This is a genomic window from Rhizobium gallicum bv. gallicum R602sp (assembly GCF_000816845.1).
GTDB classification, from domain to species: Bacteria; Pseudomonadota; Alphaproteobacteria; order Rhizobiales; family Rhizobiaceae; genus Rhizobium; species Rhizobium gallicum.
In genome coordinates, this window is the sequence record NZ_CP006877.1 from 2992741 (window position 1) to 3008409 (window position 15669).

Sequence of the window (15669 nt, forward strand, 5' to 3'; positions counted from 1 at the left end):
CTGGCACCCCCTGCCCGAACGGCCGGTGCGTGACAAGAGCAGCAAGACGAAGGCGGGAAAGCCGGGTTCGACACAGCAGATATGAATCGCATCGTTACCGCATAAGTTTGGCGGCATACCGGCCGCCCAGAATGGGGGATCGCTATGCCTTACTCTCTTCGTAAAGCCCTTGCTCTTACTTGCCTTATCCTTTTTCCCGCAGTCGTCATTGCCCAGGACGCTCCGCCTGCTCCGCCCGTCACGGTTGCAAAACCCGTCGTTCGCGATGTGGTGGACAGCGACGAGTTCATCGGCCGCTTCGCGGCAGTCGACGAGGTCTCGGTGCGAGCGCGCGTCGGCGGCTACCTGCAGGAAGTACATTTCACCGATGGCACGATGGTCAAGAAAGGCGACTTGCTCTTCGTCATCGATCAGCGCCCCTTTGTCACCGCGTTCAATGAGGCAACCGCTGCGCTTGAAGTCGCCAAATCGACACTGATCTACGCAGAAGCGCAGTTCAAACGCGCAGAATCACTCGCAACCAGCGGCAGCCAGTCGGTTTCGACGCTCGATGACCGGCGCCGCGAATGGGTATCCGCTCAGGCCAATGTCCGCGGCGCCCAGGCCACGGCAGATCGGGCCACGCTCGATCTCGAATATACGAAGATTACCGCCCCGATCAGCGGCCGCATCGACCGGCGGCTGATCTCGGTCGGCAACCTCGTGCAGGCCGACCAGTCGGTGCTGACGACGATCGTTTCGCTCGATCCGATCGACTTCTATTTCGACGTCGACGAGCGCAGGCTGTTGAATTTCGCGCAGACGGCGCGTGCGCGCGGCAGCGACCTTCAGCAGGGCGGCGGCGGTCTTGAGGTGCAGGTCCGCATCACGGATGCCAACGAAAAGCCGTTCACAGGCAAACTTGATTTCGCCGAAAACCGGGTCGACAGCCAGACCGGCACGATGCGGGTCCGCGCCCGCTTCGACAACCCGGGCTTCGTGCTCCAGCCGGGCCTTTTCGGCCGTGTGCAGGTGGAGGCGTCCAACGTCTACAAAGCCATTCTGGTGCCGGACGAGGCGATCGGCACTGACCAGAACCAGCGCGTCGTTTATGTCGTCGGCGAAGACGGCACGGTTTCCACCAAGCCCGTGCGCCCCGGCCCGCGGCTTTACGGCTACCGCGCCATCCGAGAAGGCATGGACGGCAAGGAAACCATCGTCATCAACGGTTTGATGCGTGCCCGCCCCGGAGCCAAGATCACGCCGCAGATGACCGAGCTGCCGCAGAGCCGCGAGGACATCCCGCCGGAAGCCGCAGGCATGGAGTTCGCGCAATGAGGTTCGCGCATTTCTTTGTCGACCGGCCGATCTTCGCGTCCGTCCTCTCCATAGTTCTGCTCATTCTCGGCGGCCTCGCCTATTTCCAGTTGCCGGTGGCGCAGTTTCCCGAAATAGCACCGCCCACCATCGTCGTGCGCACCAACTATCCCGGCGCCGACGCCCAGACCGTCGCCGACACGGTCGCAACGCCGCTCGAACAGGAAATCAACGGCGTCGAGAACATGCTCTACATGTCCTCCTACTCGACTGACGACGGGTCGATGTCGCTGACAATCACCTTCAAGCTCGGTACCGATCTGGATACGGCGCAGGTTCTCGTCCAAAACCGGGTAGCGATCGCCGAGCCGCGCCTGCCCGATGAGGTTCGCCGCAACGGGGTCACCACCGCGAAGAGTTCGCCCGACCTGATGATGGTCGTGCATATCCTGTCTCCGAACAGCCGCTACGATCAGCTTTACGTTTCAAACTACGCCCGCAGCCGCATCCGCGATGTGCTGGTGCGTCTCGACGGCGTCGGAGACCTCACCATCTTCGGCGAGCGCGAATATGCCCTTCGCATCTGGCTCGATCCGCAAAGGCTGGCCGCTTACAGCATGACCCCGAACGATGTGGTGGCTGCCTTGCGCGAACAGAACGTGCAGGTTTCGGGTGGCTCGATCGGCGGGCCGCCGGCTTCGGGCATAAACGCATTCCAGTACACCGTGACGACGCAGGGCAGGTTCTCCGATGCGCGGCAGTTCCGCTACGTCATTGTGAAAGCGACGGAGGACGGCCGCCTCGTACAGCTGCAGGACATTGCCCGCATCGAGCTCGGGGCCAAGGAATACGTCACCAACAGCTACCTCGACGGCAAGCCGGCGGTGGCGCTCGGCATCTTCTCGCGTCCGGGCACAAACGCGCTGGCTACCGCCGCCGAAATCAAGGCGAACATGGAAGAGCTCGCCAAGGATTTTCCTCCAGGGCTGGCTTACAACATCGTCTACAATCCGACCGAGTTCATTTCCGAGTCGATATCAGAGGTCTACAAGACCATTTTCGAAGCGGCCGTGCTGGTCGCAATTGTGGTGCTGGTCTTTCTGCAGTCTTGGCGCACGGCCATCATCCCCATCGTCGCGATCCCGGTGTCGCTGATCGGCACTTTCGCTTTCCTGCTCGCCTTCGGCTTCTCGCTCAACATGCTGACGCTCTTCGGGCTCGTGCTCGCTATCGGCATCGTGGTAGACGATGCGATCGTCGTCGTCGAGAACGTCGAGCGAAATCTGGCCAAGGGCATGACGCCGAGGGAAGCGGCGCATGTGACCATGGACGAGGTCGGAACGGCGGTCATCGCCATCTCCCTGGTACTCATCGCCGTGTTCGTCCCAACGACCTTCATCCCAGGCATTACCGGCCAGTTCTACCGGCAGTTTGCGGTGACGATCTCGGTCGCAACGGCAATCTCGGCGGTCAATTCGTTGACTTTGTCGCCAGCCATCGCTGCGCTCGTGCTGCGGCCGCACGAAGAACATGCGAAGGAGACGCGAAATCCGTTCACGCGACTGGGCCGCGGCCTCGCCAACGGCTTCAATCGCGGTTTCGAGGGAATGAGCAACGGCTACTCATGGATTGTTCGCCGTACCGTTTCGACAAAGACTGCTCTGTTCTGTGCACTGCTGGTATTTGCGGGACTGCTGGGATCGACCTACTACATGGGTCGAATCGTCCCCAGTGGCTTCATCCCCAATATGGACCAGGGCTATGCAATCGTCGTCCTCCAATTGCCCGAGGGCGCCTCGCTCAACAGAACCGATGCCGTCGTGCAGCAGGCGGCGGAAGTCATCCGCAACACGCCCGGCGTCTCAAACGCGGTGGCCTTTGCAGGCTTCAGCGGCGCCACCTTCACCAACGCGTCCAATCAAGGCGTTGTCTTTGCACCCTTCGACACCTTCGAACACAGGCTTGAGCAGGGTCTGAGCGCTGGCCGGATCATCGGTCAGCTCTACCAAAACCTGCAGAGCATCCAGGAAGCCTTCATCATTGCCATCCCGCCGCCGTCGGTCAGGGGTATTGGCAATTCCGGCGGCTTCAAGATGCAGCTGATGGACCTGGAAAGCGGCGACATGCGGCGCGTTCTGGCCCTTGCCCAGCAGATGATGGGTACCGCCAATCAGACACCCGGGCTGACCGGCGTCTTCACGACCTTCTCCGAATCGAGCCCGCAATTTTTTCTCAATATCGATCGCGACAAGGCACGCATGCTGAACGTCCCGATCTCGAACATATTCGATACGCTCTCGATCAATCTGGGCACATCCTATGTCAACGACTTCAATGCTTTCGGCAGGGTCTATCAGGTGCGGGCGCAGGCCGATCAGGAATTCCGCCTCGAGCGGGACGACATCCTTGCCCTGAAGGTCCGCTCGGCGACGGGCGCGCTCGTGCCGTTGGGAACCCTCATCGAGGTTGAGGACCGGAGCGGTCCAGCGCTTGTCCAGCATTACAATATGTATGTTTCGGTACCGCTACAGGGCAATCCGGCGGCGGGTGTGTCGACCGGCACCGCCCTCGACAGCATGGAGAAGATCGCGGGTTCGCTACTGCCCTCGGGAACGACCTTCAACTGGACCGAGCTCGCCTTTCAGGAACGCGGCACAGGCAATACGGCCATCTATATTTTCGCGCTTTCGGTGATCTTCGTCTTTCTGGCGCTGTCGGCGCAATATGAAAGCTGGGTGCTGCCGCTTGCGATCATCCTGATCGTGCCGCTCGCGATCCTTGCGGCGCTCTTGGGCGTGCATCTTCGCGGGATGGACAACAACATCCTGACCCAGATCGGCCTCATCGTGCTGATCGGCCTTGCGGCAAAGAACGCGATCCTCATCGTTGAATTCGCGAGGCAAGCGGAAGAGGACGGTAAGACGCCGGTGGAGGCGGCGATCGAGGCCAGCCATCTGCGCCTGCGCCCGATCCTGATGACGGCATTCGCCTTCATCTTCGGCGTCGTGCCTCTGATGATCGCGACGGGGCCAGGCGCGGAAATGCGCCAATCGCTCGGTACTGCCGTCTTCTCGGGCATGCTTGGCGTTACGATCTTCGGCCTCTTCCTGACCCCTGTTTTCTACGTCGTGCTGCGCGCGCGCCGCCGCAAAGTGGCGCCGAAAGGACAACCGGTCGAAGAAACAGGTTGATCATTACGAAGGGCGCTGCTCAAGCGGGCGGCGCTTGGGTGCTTCGTTGGACAGGAGCTTGCGCAGCGGCTTCTCGACTATCTCATAGGCCGCAATTCCGAGCAACGTTCCACCGCAAATGGCCGCAAGCACGGCAATTCCGCCCGGAATTTTGAGAATTCCTGCAACCTTGATGGCAACCGATACCGCAAACGTATGCCACAGATAGATGGAATAGGACGCATCACCGAGATAGGTGAGCAGCGGCACGCGGCCGATGCTGCCGTCGGACTCCAGCGAGACCATGCCGAACACCAGCGCCATCGCCAGCGGTCCGCATATGAATTCGTCGAACCCGGCACCCATCAGGTGAATCGCCGCAAAACCGCACAGTGCGGCGCCGACGCAGCCAAGCCCGAGACTATTGCCGGCGGTCCAGCGCCGCAACCACAGTTCGGCAATGAAGACGCCGCCGAGGAACTCCAGGATCATTGGCCGCGTATAGGTGGCGAGCATCGGCGAAGACGGCTTCCAGATCAGGCCGACCACGAAGAAGAAGCCGAACGCAACGGAGAGGAAAGGCAGCCGCCATTGGCGCGGCAGGAACAAGGCGCCGGCAAATAGGACATAGAAGAACATCTCGAAATTGAGCGTCCAGCCCTGAACCAGGATCGGCCAGATCTCGCCGGTGCTCGGCGAGTGCATAGGAACAAAGACGAACGAGGCCAGGACGTGGCCTGCGTCGAGCTGCAGGTTCGGAAACAATCCTGCCATCGCTCCGCCGATCATGATGAGCGTCACCAGCCAGTATGAGGGTGCGATGCGGCGGATGCGGTCAATAAGGAAGCGATGCGGCGTCAGCGGCTTGCGGTCGCTAATCACCCACATGATGAAGCCGCTGATGACGAAGAAGACGTCGACGCCGGCAGCGCCGATCGTGAAGTGCCCGCCACTTCGTTCAGCCGCATGGAAAACGACGACGGCCAGTGCCGCAAAGGCACGCAAATATTGGATCCCGTAGAGGGTCTTCATGCATATCCCTCGTTGCGCCGCTTTTTTGCGGCGTACGTGCAAAAATCAGGAACGAACAGGCTTAGCAGATTGGTAATGGTGCAGGCCGGCCATCGCCGAGCGCTGGCGCGCGCCGACAAGCTTGCCCGCGGAAAAATAAAGAAGGAAGGTACCGACGTTATAGGGCGTCAAAACGTCGATCTCCACGAAAGAACGGATCAGAAGCAGCACGGTGATGCCGAAAAGGAAATAGGATTCATCGTTGCGCACATCCTCGATCAGCCGGCGCAGATGCCCCCAAAGCGTCGCGATGATCGTAACGGCAAGGATGAGCACGCCGATCAGACCGAGTTCAACGGCCGTCTCGATGTAGGTATTATGAAAATGGAAACCGGCTCGCGAGGCGATGAAGAATTCCTTCCATAGCCGCTCAGGCTCTGCGAAGCCCTGAACCCAATAAGCCTGATAGCCGATGCCAATGGCCGGGTTCTGCGCCGCAGCCCCAATACCTTGTTGCCAAAGATAGGTGCGGCCCGTCAGGGTCGAATCCTTGCCGAAGATGCCCAAGACCGCGTCGACAGCGCCTAGATAGACGCCCGCCACCACCAGGATGACAGCCGCGACGCCGCCGCCGACCACCAGCAGCTTGCGTTGTTGCGGCGACAGCATGAGCACGACACGAAACCCTATCAGCAGGGCAACGACCGCCGCCGTCGTGATGACTGAGGTGGCGGATTGGGAGGCAAGCAGGCAATAGGCCGCCATAAGGCCGACCATGCCCGACGTCATCAACCAGAAGCGCCGCTCGCCGTAAATGAAGACGGCGGCAAAGGCGAAGATGATGCCCAGTGAGGCATAAAAGCCGAGCTGGTTCTTCGATGCGAAGGCGCCAACGAAACTGTAGGTCCCGTCCAACACGTCATATTCGTAGTAGCCGAAGAGGATCGAAAACAGCAGCACGATCGCCGCGCCTGCCACGACGCCGAGCGTCAGGGTGCGGACATCAAGCACGCGCACGGCAATCAGCGCGCAGACCACCTGCGTCAGGTACTGGATGCTTGCCCTCAGCGACACGCTTGGCACGGCGGACCAGAAGACGGAGAGGAAGGCGAAAACGGCGAAGGCGAACAGCCAGATGAAGCGGCTATAGCTGCCGAGCACCTTGCGATAATTGACGGCGACGAGCGGCAGCCACAAGGCATAGTAAAACAGGATCGCCACCTGCCCGAAGCGGATCGAGTAAGCAAAGCAGAAGAGAGAAAGCGCAACCGCCGGAATGGCGTAAAGCTCGTTCTCACCTGGCTTTATCAGCACCGATTTGGCGATCCGCATGCGGGTCTCCGCTATCTCATCGCAACCCCGGCCGTGACCCTGATCAGGTCGCCCGGTTGCAATGTGCTATTTTCCGTGGCCGGAACTTCCTTCGACTGGCCGTCAACCTCGCGCACAAGGGAATAGCTGATGCTGGCGGCATTTTGAGGGTCGAAACGCGCTGCATCGTTCGATTGCGCCAATGCTTCCGACATCAGCGCGTCGCTGGTGGCAATCTTCAGGTTGAGCGTGTCGAGTTCGGATTCGGTGTCTTGCAGTTCCTGCGACAGCTTGGCGTCCCAGTCGTTGCGCAGGGTGATCTCGTCCTGATTGGCCTGGCTGATGTCCTGCTTGGCCTTCAAGATGTTCGTATCGATATCGAGAAGGGTAGCCTCGGTATCGGCGGCGCGCTGTTCGGCGGCCATTTTTCGGGCGCTGAGCGCAAGGCCCTTCTCGGCCAGGTTTTCGACCTTGTCGCGGTCCTCCTTGGCAAGCTCGAGCTGGCGCGTCTGTGTTTCTGTCTTCTTGCCGAGAGATTCGATTTCGGCCTGCAACAGCGATTTCAGGTCGTCGAGCGCCTGAAGCTGCAGCGTGAGCCGCTTCTTGCGCGTGTTCATCAACGCCATTTCGCTGGCGAGCAGGGCTTTTGCCTCGGGCAGATCCTTGAGCTCCTGCGGCATTTCGATCGTGTCGCTCTTGGAAGTTTCCGCCTGCAGCCGCGCCTTGCGGGCAATGAGCCGGTTGCGCTCCGTCGTATAGACGACGGCGTCGCCTTTGGCGTTGATAAAATCGCGGGCAAAGCGCTGGCCGGCATCGGCCCGGCGCAGGCCGCCAGCGATGCTGACGGCCTTCACGACTGTCAGATTGGGTGCGAAGGGATACTCGCCGGGGTTTTCCACATCGCCGGTCAGAAAGACCGGCCGGAACTGGGCAAGCTCGACGGACGCCGACGGCCGGTCCTTGAGGCCGAACTGCTTCTGCAGCGCGGCGCCGATTTCCTTGGCGATTGCATCCGTCGTCTTTCCGGAGGCCGGGAGGTCGCCGACGAACGGCAATGAAAGACTGCCTGAGGGGCCGATCGTGTAATCGCCGCTCACCACCGACCAGTCGCGGATCGCGCCTTCCGCCGTTTGCCATTCGGCAACGCGGATGCGCAGCTTGTCCATGGTGCCGAGCTGGTAGTCGGCAGCCCGGGCAAAGCCGGAGGACCCGATCAATATGCTAAGCCCCGCAACGAAAGCGAGGCCGTGCATAAAGGAATTTCCAAGCAGGTTGCGGCGCAACAGGATTTCTCTCATTCAGTCTTCCTCGTAAATCTGCACGGCAAGCCAAAAGCAGTACCGTACGTTACTTGGCGTATATGGAAGCGGCTTGTCAGTAGCTGCCACGCTGCATGCAGACGGCGGGGATCGTCTGTGCAATGATCTTCACATCGCGGATGAGCGACCAGTTTTCGACGTAGTGGGTGTCGAAAGCCACGCGGGCAGCATAGGACACGTCGTTGCGCCCGCTGATCTGCCAAAGTCCGGTAAGACCTGGACGCGCCTGTAGATAGTAGACGGCCGAAGACTCGTAGAGTTCCAGTTCATCAAGAACGACAGGCCGCGGCCCGACAACGCTCATTTCACCGCGAAGGATGTTGATGAGCTGTGGCAGTTCATCAAGGCTGAGCTTGCGAAGCACGCTTCCGACCGTGGTGACCCGCGGATCGTCTTGCAGTTTTCGCGTTAAACGCCATTCTTCCATCGCCTTTGGATTGTTGCGCAGGTGCTCCTGCAGGACCTTGTCGCCGTTGACGACCATGGTCCGGAACTTCAGGCAACGGAACTCCTGGCCGTTGTGGCCGATACGGCGATGCCCATAGAAAGCCGGCCCCTTGTCGGAGAGCTTTACAAGCAGCATCACCATCAGAAAAATCGGGCTCAGGAAAAGGAGCCCGAGCGAGGCAGCCGTGATATCGAATGCCCGCTTCATGATCCCGCCAGTCGGCGGAAACACATTCGCATGAACCACGCCAAAAAATGGCGTACTGTCCGATCTCGTCGCAGACTTCATAGAGTTAACTCCACTTATGTTTGCCGTTTGGTCGGTAAGCCCAGGCCGCTAAGCTAGCGCTGACGAATGAGGAGTGTATGGGCGGAATTTGTTTTTTTAAGCCACAATTTCATGGCGATTGTGTAACGGCCCGTTTCCGGCGTGTCTTTATCACATTTCTTTTTTTAAGGGTTCTCTAAACTACATATGCAAAGCATGCAATGTTTTTGAATAGACTCTGTGCGGCGCACTAAAGGTCTTGGTGTTTGCTTCGCGTCGCAAAAAGATTGAAGAATAAATCTTTCTACGCCTTTCGGGTGACATTTGCCTAAGCCATGCGGGCACTGCAGAGAGTAGGTCAACTATATTGTCTTATCGCTGAATTTATTGCATCGCACCATCAATTTTGCGCTGCACACTCAAATCGATTTAGATAAAAACTTTGTAATAAAAGTTGAACGCATTTGGCTTTCATGCGTTGGTTCAGTAGGCAAATGTGACGCAAAGTATCGCTTGCAATGTCATAATTGGTACAACCTGAGGTAAAATCGACACATTTGCACCCGAATCCCCGTCACGGCATTCCTTAACGAGGCTTCGTCGATTTTACCCAAAGCCGGAAGGAAACCTTAAACCGAATACTGTAGATAAACAGACGACGGATGAAAAAGAATGCTCTCGTTCGGTTGAAACAAAAGGCCTTCTAAAATATACAAGTAAAGGGTCCTTAGGGAGGACGCCCGATTCAATGACTGTTCATTGAACGAACCTCCCCAAGGGAGGCACGGTTATGTATGCACCTCGCGTTTTTATAAGCATGATCGGCGCTTTGGCCGTTTTTGCGGTTGCGACTTATTGGCTGAACGGCTCACTGACAACGACACTGATAGACACGGTGATCTGTGCCGTTCTACTGCAGTTGGGCTATTTCGGCGGCGTCCTGTTCCTCGTGTGGAAGGAAGCAAAGGCGCGCAACACCCAAGGCAGCACGGCGGCATCCAATATTCCGGCCCGCAGCGACGACAAGGAGAAGATTCCTGTCTCGCCCTTCAACGGTTCCGAGCCTTTGAATCGCTGAAAACAAGGCTTTCCGGGCGGCAACGATAACCGCCAGCCAACCCCGTAATATCTTTTGAAGGTCTTTTGCATTGCCGCAGAAGCGGCGACGTCCTAACTCTTGCGCGAGACAACGGAGGGTAAGACGTGGTTGAAATGGCTAAGGCAAGCGTTTGCGTGATCATCGCCGCCAAGAACGCGGCCGATACGATCAAATTGGCTGTCGCTTCGGCTTTACGGGAAAATGAAGTGGCTGAAGTCGTCGTCATCGACGACGGATCCGGCGATGAAACCGCCGCCGCGGCCAGAGCTGCCGATGACGGCAGCAATCGCCTGAATGTCGTTTCCTTCGAAAAGAACAGAGGGCCATCGGCCGCCCGCAATCACGCGATCGAAATCTCCACCGCCCCACTGATCAGCATACTCGATGCCGACGACTTCTTCTTTGAAGGCCGGTTCAGCCGGATGCTTGCGGACGACGACTGGGATTTCGTCGCCGACAATATCGCTTTCGTCGAGGCAGAGACCGTGACGCGTGCGCCCCAGCAACTCGATCATTTCCTGGACCGTCCGCTGTTTCTCGACCTGGTGGCCTTCGTCGACGGCAATATTTCCAAGCGCGGTGTCCGGCGCGGCGAAATCGGTTTCCTGAAGCCGGTGATGCGGCGCGCGTTTCTCGACGCTCACAGACTGCGCTACCGCGAGGAGATGCGTCTTGGGGAGGACTACGACCTCTACGTCCGGGCCCTGGCCAACGGCGCGCGCTACAAGGTGATCCATAGCTGCGGTTACGGTGCTGTCGTGCGTGGCAACTCGTTGAGCGGCAGCCACCGCACGGAGGACCTCCGCAAGCTCTACGAAGCCGACCAGGCGATCCTGGCGAACTGCAGCCTGACGGCGGAAGCCGCCGCTGCCGTGCGCCGCCACGAGAGCCATGCCCGCGGCAAATACGAACTTCGCCATTTCCTCGATATCAAGAAGCAGTCGGGCGCTGGTGCAGCCTTGCGCTACGCCCTCGCCCATCCTTTCGCCGTTCCGGCGATTGCCGGAGGCATCTTCATGGACAAGACGGAACGTTTCCGCAGCCCCGGCGGCGTCGAGATCGCCACCAGAGGTGCTGGCGGCCTCAGATATCTGCTGCCGTCGTCAGCCGAATAGGAAGCGCTACTTCGAAAGCTTGCCGCCGGCGATCTGCAGAGCACTTGCAAACAGGGCCGGATCACGCCACGCCCAGCGGGCCAGCATCTGGAAGTCCGGCAGGCGCCGCCGGCGCACCAGCCGCACCTGGCTCCAGAGCGCCTGCTTCCGCGCACGGATTTTGTAGGCCTTTATGGTCTCGATCTCCTGCGGACGCTTCAAAAAACGGCTTTCAAGCCGGTCGAGCGCCATCCAGGTGATGAACTGCTGCTTGAGAAACTGCGGTGAATCGTTGTCCACGCCGTGGAAGATGTTGATACCCTCTCCGCGCAAGGCGCCTGCCTCCACGCAAAGAAGCACGCGCCGCGCCGCAAGCATGCAATCGCAAAAGAACAGCACGTCCTCCGCCGCCAGCCGCAGTGCCGCGTCGAAGCGGACCTTGTCGATCAGCGGCCGGCCGATGACCATGCACGACATGTGGAGAAAGGCCCAGTTCTTGAGCATCACGCCGGCAATGTCGGGAATCTCGAGCAACAGCGGGTTCTCGCAAAGGCGCACCGCCTTTTCAGTGGCCTCTAGGTCGGCGATGCTGAAATGATAGTCGAATTCCTCACCTCCGTGGATCGACGCCCAATAGCAGTCGGCATCGAATGTCTGCAGCGCATCATAGGCGTTCTGCAGGTGTTTTGGCGTCCACAGGTCGTCTGAATCGAGGAAGGCTGCAAAGCGCGTTGCCGCCGGAACATTGTCGAGGCCAGTATTGCGCGCCCCGCCCGGTCCCGCATTCGCCTGTTTGACGACCGCAATCCGCGATCGCTGGCCTTCGGCAAGCGGCTCTAGCTCGTTTTCGGCGGGATAAGGCGACTGGTCATCGACGACGATCACATCGAAGTCCTGAAAGCTTTGCGCAAAGACAGAGGCCAACGCGCGGCGCAGAATGCCGTCCTCGCGCTGATAAAAAGGGATGATGATCGTGAAGGTCGCCATTCTTTCTCCTGAACAGTCCGGTGATAGGCACATAGGGTCAAGACTGCGCCCGAGCAAGTTGCTGCACTGCGAAATGATGTAGGTCATTCCGGCCGAAATTTTGTCAAAGCCCACCTGCGATTGTCAAACGGCGATGTGCCTAATAAACCCATGCGGGGAGCGATAGCCACATTTCAGCCACATTCAGACCCCCGGCACCGCGTGAAAACCAATGGATTCCTTCATCAAACGACAAAACTTTCCCATCGCGGCGGGTTTCATCGCCCCCCAGTTTGAATTTATGATGACTTTCCGATATACATTGCCCCATCGGCGTTTCAGTTCCTTCTCTTAGAGCCAAGCCCGATAAGAGCCGTCGCTGAACCGTTCGTATCAGCCGTCCCGAAACGGGATTGCCGATCATTTTTGCTGCAGTGCCATATTTTCTTCCGTAAAAACGCTCTAGCTTTTGGTCTGCGGGCTCGTGTCTGCTCTCGTTGAAAACGGTCGCAAGGGGGGGTGCGACCCAATAGGGGTGACTGATAACGTGAACGTTGACGCCAACGTATCCTCGCGGATCAACCTGATGCGCATCGTGCTCATTTCGGGCATCGTGTTCGTCCATATACCGTTTGACCCTGCCAATACGCCGTTCAACGGAAACTACGGTTTCTTCGACTGGCTGCGGGTCTTCCTGAGCGAAGCTCTCTTCCGTGTCGGGGTTCCCTGCCTCAGCGCCATTTCCGGCTACCTGCTGTTTCGCGGAGGGATGGAAGGCTTCAACTATGTGAAAACCGTGCGCACCAAAGCGCAGACCGTTTTCCTGCCGTTTCTCATCTGGAACACGGCATTCTTCATCGCCGCGCTTGCGATGCTGAGCGTCGGCATCGGTGACGGCTATGTCGTAAGCCCGTGGACCGCATCGGTGCGTGGCCTTCTCAGTCAGCTCTTTGCGGCCGAGGAATTTCCCACCAACATCCCGCTTTACTTCCTGCGCGACCTCTTCGTCTGCATCCTGCTTTCGCCGCTGCTCGCCTGGCTCATCCGGCGCATCCCCCTTTTGACATTGTCGACTTTGTTGCTGCTCGCGCTCATTCCGGAAATGTCGCTCTATATCGTGATCAAGCGCTCGATCCTCTTCAGCTTCGCTTTCGGCATATATGCGAGCCTCTACAACATCGACATCAAGGCGCTCGACCGCTTTGCACCACTTGGCGTGGCGCTGCTGCTTGGCGCTTCGGCGCTGCTTGCAACCGCGATCTACATGAGCGGCCCATCGATGCCGGACTGGGTGGAACTATGCCGCAATGCACTGGCAATCGGCGGGGCTGCCGGCTTCTGGATGCTCTCGGCACCGCTGATCAAGACCCCTCTCGGCCAGCGCCTGGCAAAGACCGGAAGCTTGAGCTTCTGGATCTTCTGCGCCCATTATCCGTTGCTCGTCCTATTCTTCATGATCTGGGGAAAGACAGGCATCGGCTTTTATCCGCTCTTCTTCTGCGGCTCGCTTCTGGTGCTCTTTCCAGTGCTTGCGCTTTCCAACAGCTTTGTGCGCACCAACGCGCCGCGCCTCTACGCCGTTTTGACCGGCGGCCGGACCAAGAAGAGCTCTCAATCCGCTTCCCGCCGGGAAGTCCCGGCAGAATTCGTTCCACAGCAAAGGTGAGACATGACGGCCAAAATCGCCCATGCGCGACTGTTTTGCCAGAGTTTGACGATCGGCGCCCTTATCCTCGGCGCCCTCCCCGCCCATGCCCAGCAGGCGACGGGCAAATCCTTCGTCGATGATTTCGATAAGATCGACCGCAGCGTCTGGTATGTTTCCGACGGCTGGAACAACGGCGCCCACCAGAACTGCACGTGGTCCAAGAACCAGGTGAAGGCTGAAGGCGGCATGCTGCAGCTGACCTTCGCCGAGGGTAAATCCAAGGACCGCAACTATCTCTGCGGCGAGATCCAGACGAAAAAACGCTTCAGCTACGGCACCTATGAAGCGCGGATCAAGTCTGCAACCGGCAAGGGCCTGAACTCCGCCTTCTTCACCTATATCGGCCCTGCCGATAAGCAGCAGCATGACGAAATCGACTTCGAGGTACTCGGCAAAGACACGTCGAGTGTCCAGGTGAACCAATACATCAAGGCCAAGGGTGGTAACGAAAAGCTCGTGCCCGTCGACCAAGGCGCCGATCAGGCCTTCAATGACTATGCATTCGTCTGGGAGCCGACCAGGCTTCGCTATTACCTGAACGGCAAGCTTGTCCAGGACGTTACAGACCCGTCCAAGATTCCTCAGAACGCGCAGAAAATCTTCTTCAGCCTCTGGGGAACGGATAAACTTTCAGACTGGATGGGCAAATTCGCCTACACCCAACCCACGACGATGGAAATCGATAGAGTGGCCTACACGGCGCCAGGTGACAAATGCCAGTTCAAGGATTCGATCGCCTGCACGCTCAATTAAGCCTTCTACACAGCACACCCGAAACGGACTCCGGTGACATCCGGGATAGCGCAAGGAGTATTGATGCTAAAAGTCCTCTATCTGGCGCATGATCTGGCCGATCCTGCCGTGCGCCGCCGCGTGCTGATGTTGACAGAAGGCGGCGCCTCGGTGACGCTTTCCGGCTTCCGGCGCGGCGAGAACGCGCTTGCCGCCGTCAACGGTCTCACGCCGATCGAACTTGGCCGGACCGCCGATGCCAAGTTCGGCCAGCGCATGGGCGCTGTCGCAAAGGCGGTCGCTGGCCTGCGGGGCCTGCTGAATGGTGTTGAACGGCCGGACGTGATCATCGGGCGCAATCTGGAATCGCTGGCAGTCGCCGAACGAGCCAGCCACCTCTTCGGCGGCGTGCCGATCGTCTACGAATGCCTCGATATCCATCGCTTTCTCGTGAATGACGGCATAGCCGGCAGGGCTGTGCGCCGTGCCGAAGCCTATTTCGGGCGAGATGCGAAACTGATCCTGACGAGTTCGCCCGCCTTTATCGCGAACTACTTCGTTCCGCGCTCGGCTCTCAAGGCGCCTATCATGCTTGTCGAGAACAAGGTGCTCGCGTTGAACGGCATGCCCGAAGCAACCCCGCTCCGCTTGCCGCCGAACGAGGGCGAGCCCTGGAAGATTGGCTGGTTCGGTGCGCTTCGCTGTCGCAAGTCGTTGCAACTGCTTGCCGATTTCTCCAGCCGGATGAACGGCCGTGTCCGCATCGTGCTGCGTGGCCGGCCGGCCTATTCCGAATTCGAGGATTTCGACGCCTTCGTCGCCAATGAGCCCTACCTGAGTTTCGAGGGACCGTATAAGAACCCGGAAGACCTGCCGGCGATCTACGGCGACGTCCACTTCTCCTGGGCGATCGACTTCTTCGAGGAGGGCCTCAATTCCAGCTGGCTGCTTCCCAACCGGATCTATGAAGGTTGCCTCCATGGCAGCGTCCCCATTGCGCTCGCAGGCACCGAGACGGCTCGCTTCCTCTCCCGCAAGGATATCGGCCTGACGCTGCACGACGCCTCTGTCGAAAGCCTCGAAGCGCTTTTCGACGGCCTGACCGGTGAACGTTACGGCACACTCGCTGCGGCAGTCGCCGCCGAGGATCGGAAGAGCTGGCTCGCCGACTGCAGCGATTGCCGCGCCTTGGTCGACAATCTGTCCCGCCTTGTACCGTCCGCCGCCGCCGGTGCCTCTAACCCCGCA

11 protein-coding genes and 1 pseudogene are annotated in these 15669 nt (G+C 59.1%); 7 read left to right on the plus strand and 5 right to left on the minus strand.

Features of this window, described 5'->3' with window-relative positions:
• Positions 1-144 precede the first annotated feature (144 nt).
• A complete protein-coding gene (locus RGR602_RS14790; RefSeq protein ID WP_039845733.1) occupies positions 145-1317 on the plus strand; it encodes an efflux RND transporter periplasmic adaptor subunit in 1173 nt (390 codons plus the stop codon).
• Positions 1314-4487, plus strand: a complete 3174-nt coding sequence (locus tag RGR602_RS14795) for an efflux RND transporter permease subunit (protein WP_039845734.1) — start codon at positions 1314-1316, stop codon at positions 4485-4487. The genes RGR602_RS14790 and RGR602_RS14795 overlap by 4 nt, the downstream gene beginning before the upstream one ends.
• A 3-nt stretch (positions 4488-4490) precedes the next feature.
• Here RGR602_RS14795 and RGR602_RS14800 read toward each other — a convergent pair whose 3' ends face one another.
• From RGR602_RS14800 to RGR602_RS14815, 4 genes are all read right to left on the minus strand, one after another.
• On the minus strand, positions 4491-5498 hold the full coding sequence (locus RGR602_RS14800; protein WP_039845735.1) for an acyltransferase family protein: 1008 nt from the start codon (positions 5496-5498) through the stop codon (positions 4491-4493).
• 45 nt (positions 5499-5543) lie between these two features.
• Positions 5544-6809 carry an O-antigen ligase family protein gene (locus tag RGR602_RS14805; RefSeq protein ID WP_039845736.1) on the minus strand — a complete coding sequence of 422 codons (1266 nt, stop codon included), beginning with the start codon at positions 6807-6809 and terminating at the stop codon, positions 5544-5546.
• 11 nt (positions 6810-6820) lie between these two features.
• Positions 6821-8086 (minus strand): polysaccharide biosynthesis/export family protein, encoded by a 1266-nt coding sequence (locus RGR602_RS14810; protein ID WP_052451573.1) that lies wholly within the window; start codon positions 8084-8086, stop codon positions 6821-6823.
• A 76-nt stretch (positions 8087-8162) separates the two neighbouring features.
• Positions 8163-8843, minus strand: a complete 681-nt coding sequence (locus RGR602_RS14815) for a sugar transferase (RefSeq protein ID WP_039845737.1) — start codon at positions 8841-8843, stop codon at positions 8163-8165.
• Positions 8844-9612: 769 nt separating this feature from the next.
• On the opposite strand from RGR602_RS14815, the gene RGR602_RS14820 reads away from it, so the two are divergent.
• Together RGR602_RS14820 and RGR602_RS14825 are read left to right on the plus strand one after the other, a co-directional pair.
• Positions 9613-9900, plus strand: coding sequence for an exopolysaccharide production repressor protein (locus RGR602_RS14820; RefSeq protein WP_039845738.1), 288 nt, complete (start codon positions 9613-9615; stop codon positions 9898-9900).
• A 134-nt stretch (positions 9901-10034) separates the two neighbouring features.
• Positions 10035-11036, plus strand: coding sequence for a glycosyltransferase family 2 protein (locus RGR602_RS14825; RefSeq protein WP_039845739.1), 1002 nt, complete (start codon positions 10035-10037; stop codon positions 11034-11036).
• Positions 11037-11042: 6 nt separating this feature from the next.
• Here RGR602_RS14825 and RGR602_RS14830 read toward each other — a convergent pair whose 3' ends face one another.
• Positions 11043-12002 (minus strand): glycosyltransferase family 2 protein, encoded by a 960-nt coding sequence (locus RGR602_RS14830; RefSeq protein WP_039845740.1) that lies wholly within the window; start codon positions 12000-12002, stop codon positions 11043-11045.
• A gap of 526 nt (positions 12003-12528) precedes the next feature.
• Between RGR602_RS14830 and RGR602_RS14835 the strand changes: the two genes are divergently transcribed.
• The 3 genes and pseudogenes from RGR602_RS14835 to RGR602_RS37205 form a co-directional block, all read left to right on the plus strand.
• Positions 12529-13647 (plus strand): acyltransferase family protein, encoded by a 1119-nt coding sequence (locus tag RGR602_RS14835; protein ID WP_039846901.1) that lies wholly within the window; start codon positions 12529-12531, stop codon positions 13645-13647.
• A gap of 3 nt (positions 13648-13650) precedes the next feature.
• Entirely contained in the window at positions 13651-14442 is a 792-nt protein-coding gene (gene exoK / locus RGR602_RS14840; RefSeq protein WP_039845741.1) for an endo-1,3-1,4-beta-glycanase ExoK, read from the plus strand.
• Between the two features lie 63 nt (positions 14443-14505).
• A pseudogene (locus tag RGR602_RS37205) lies at positions 14506-15657 on the plus strand (glycosyltransferase); the annotation flags it as partial.
• Positions 15658-15669: the final 12 nt, after the last annotated feature.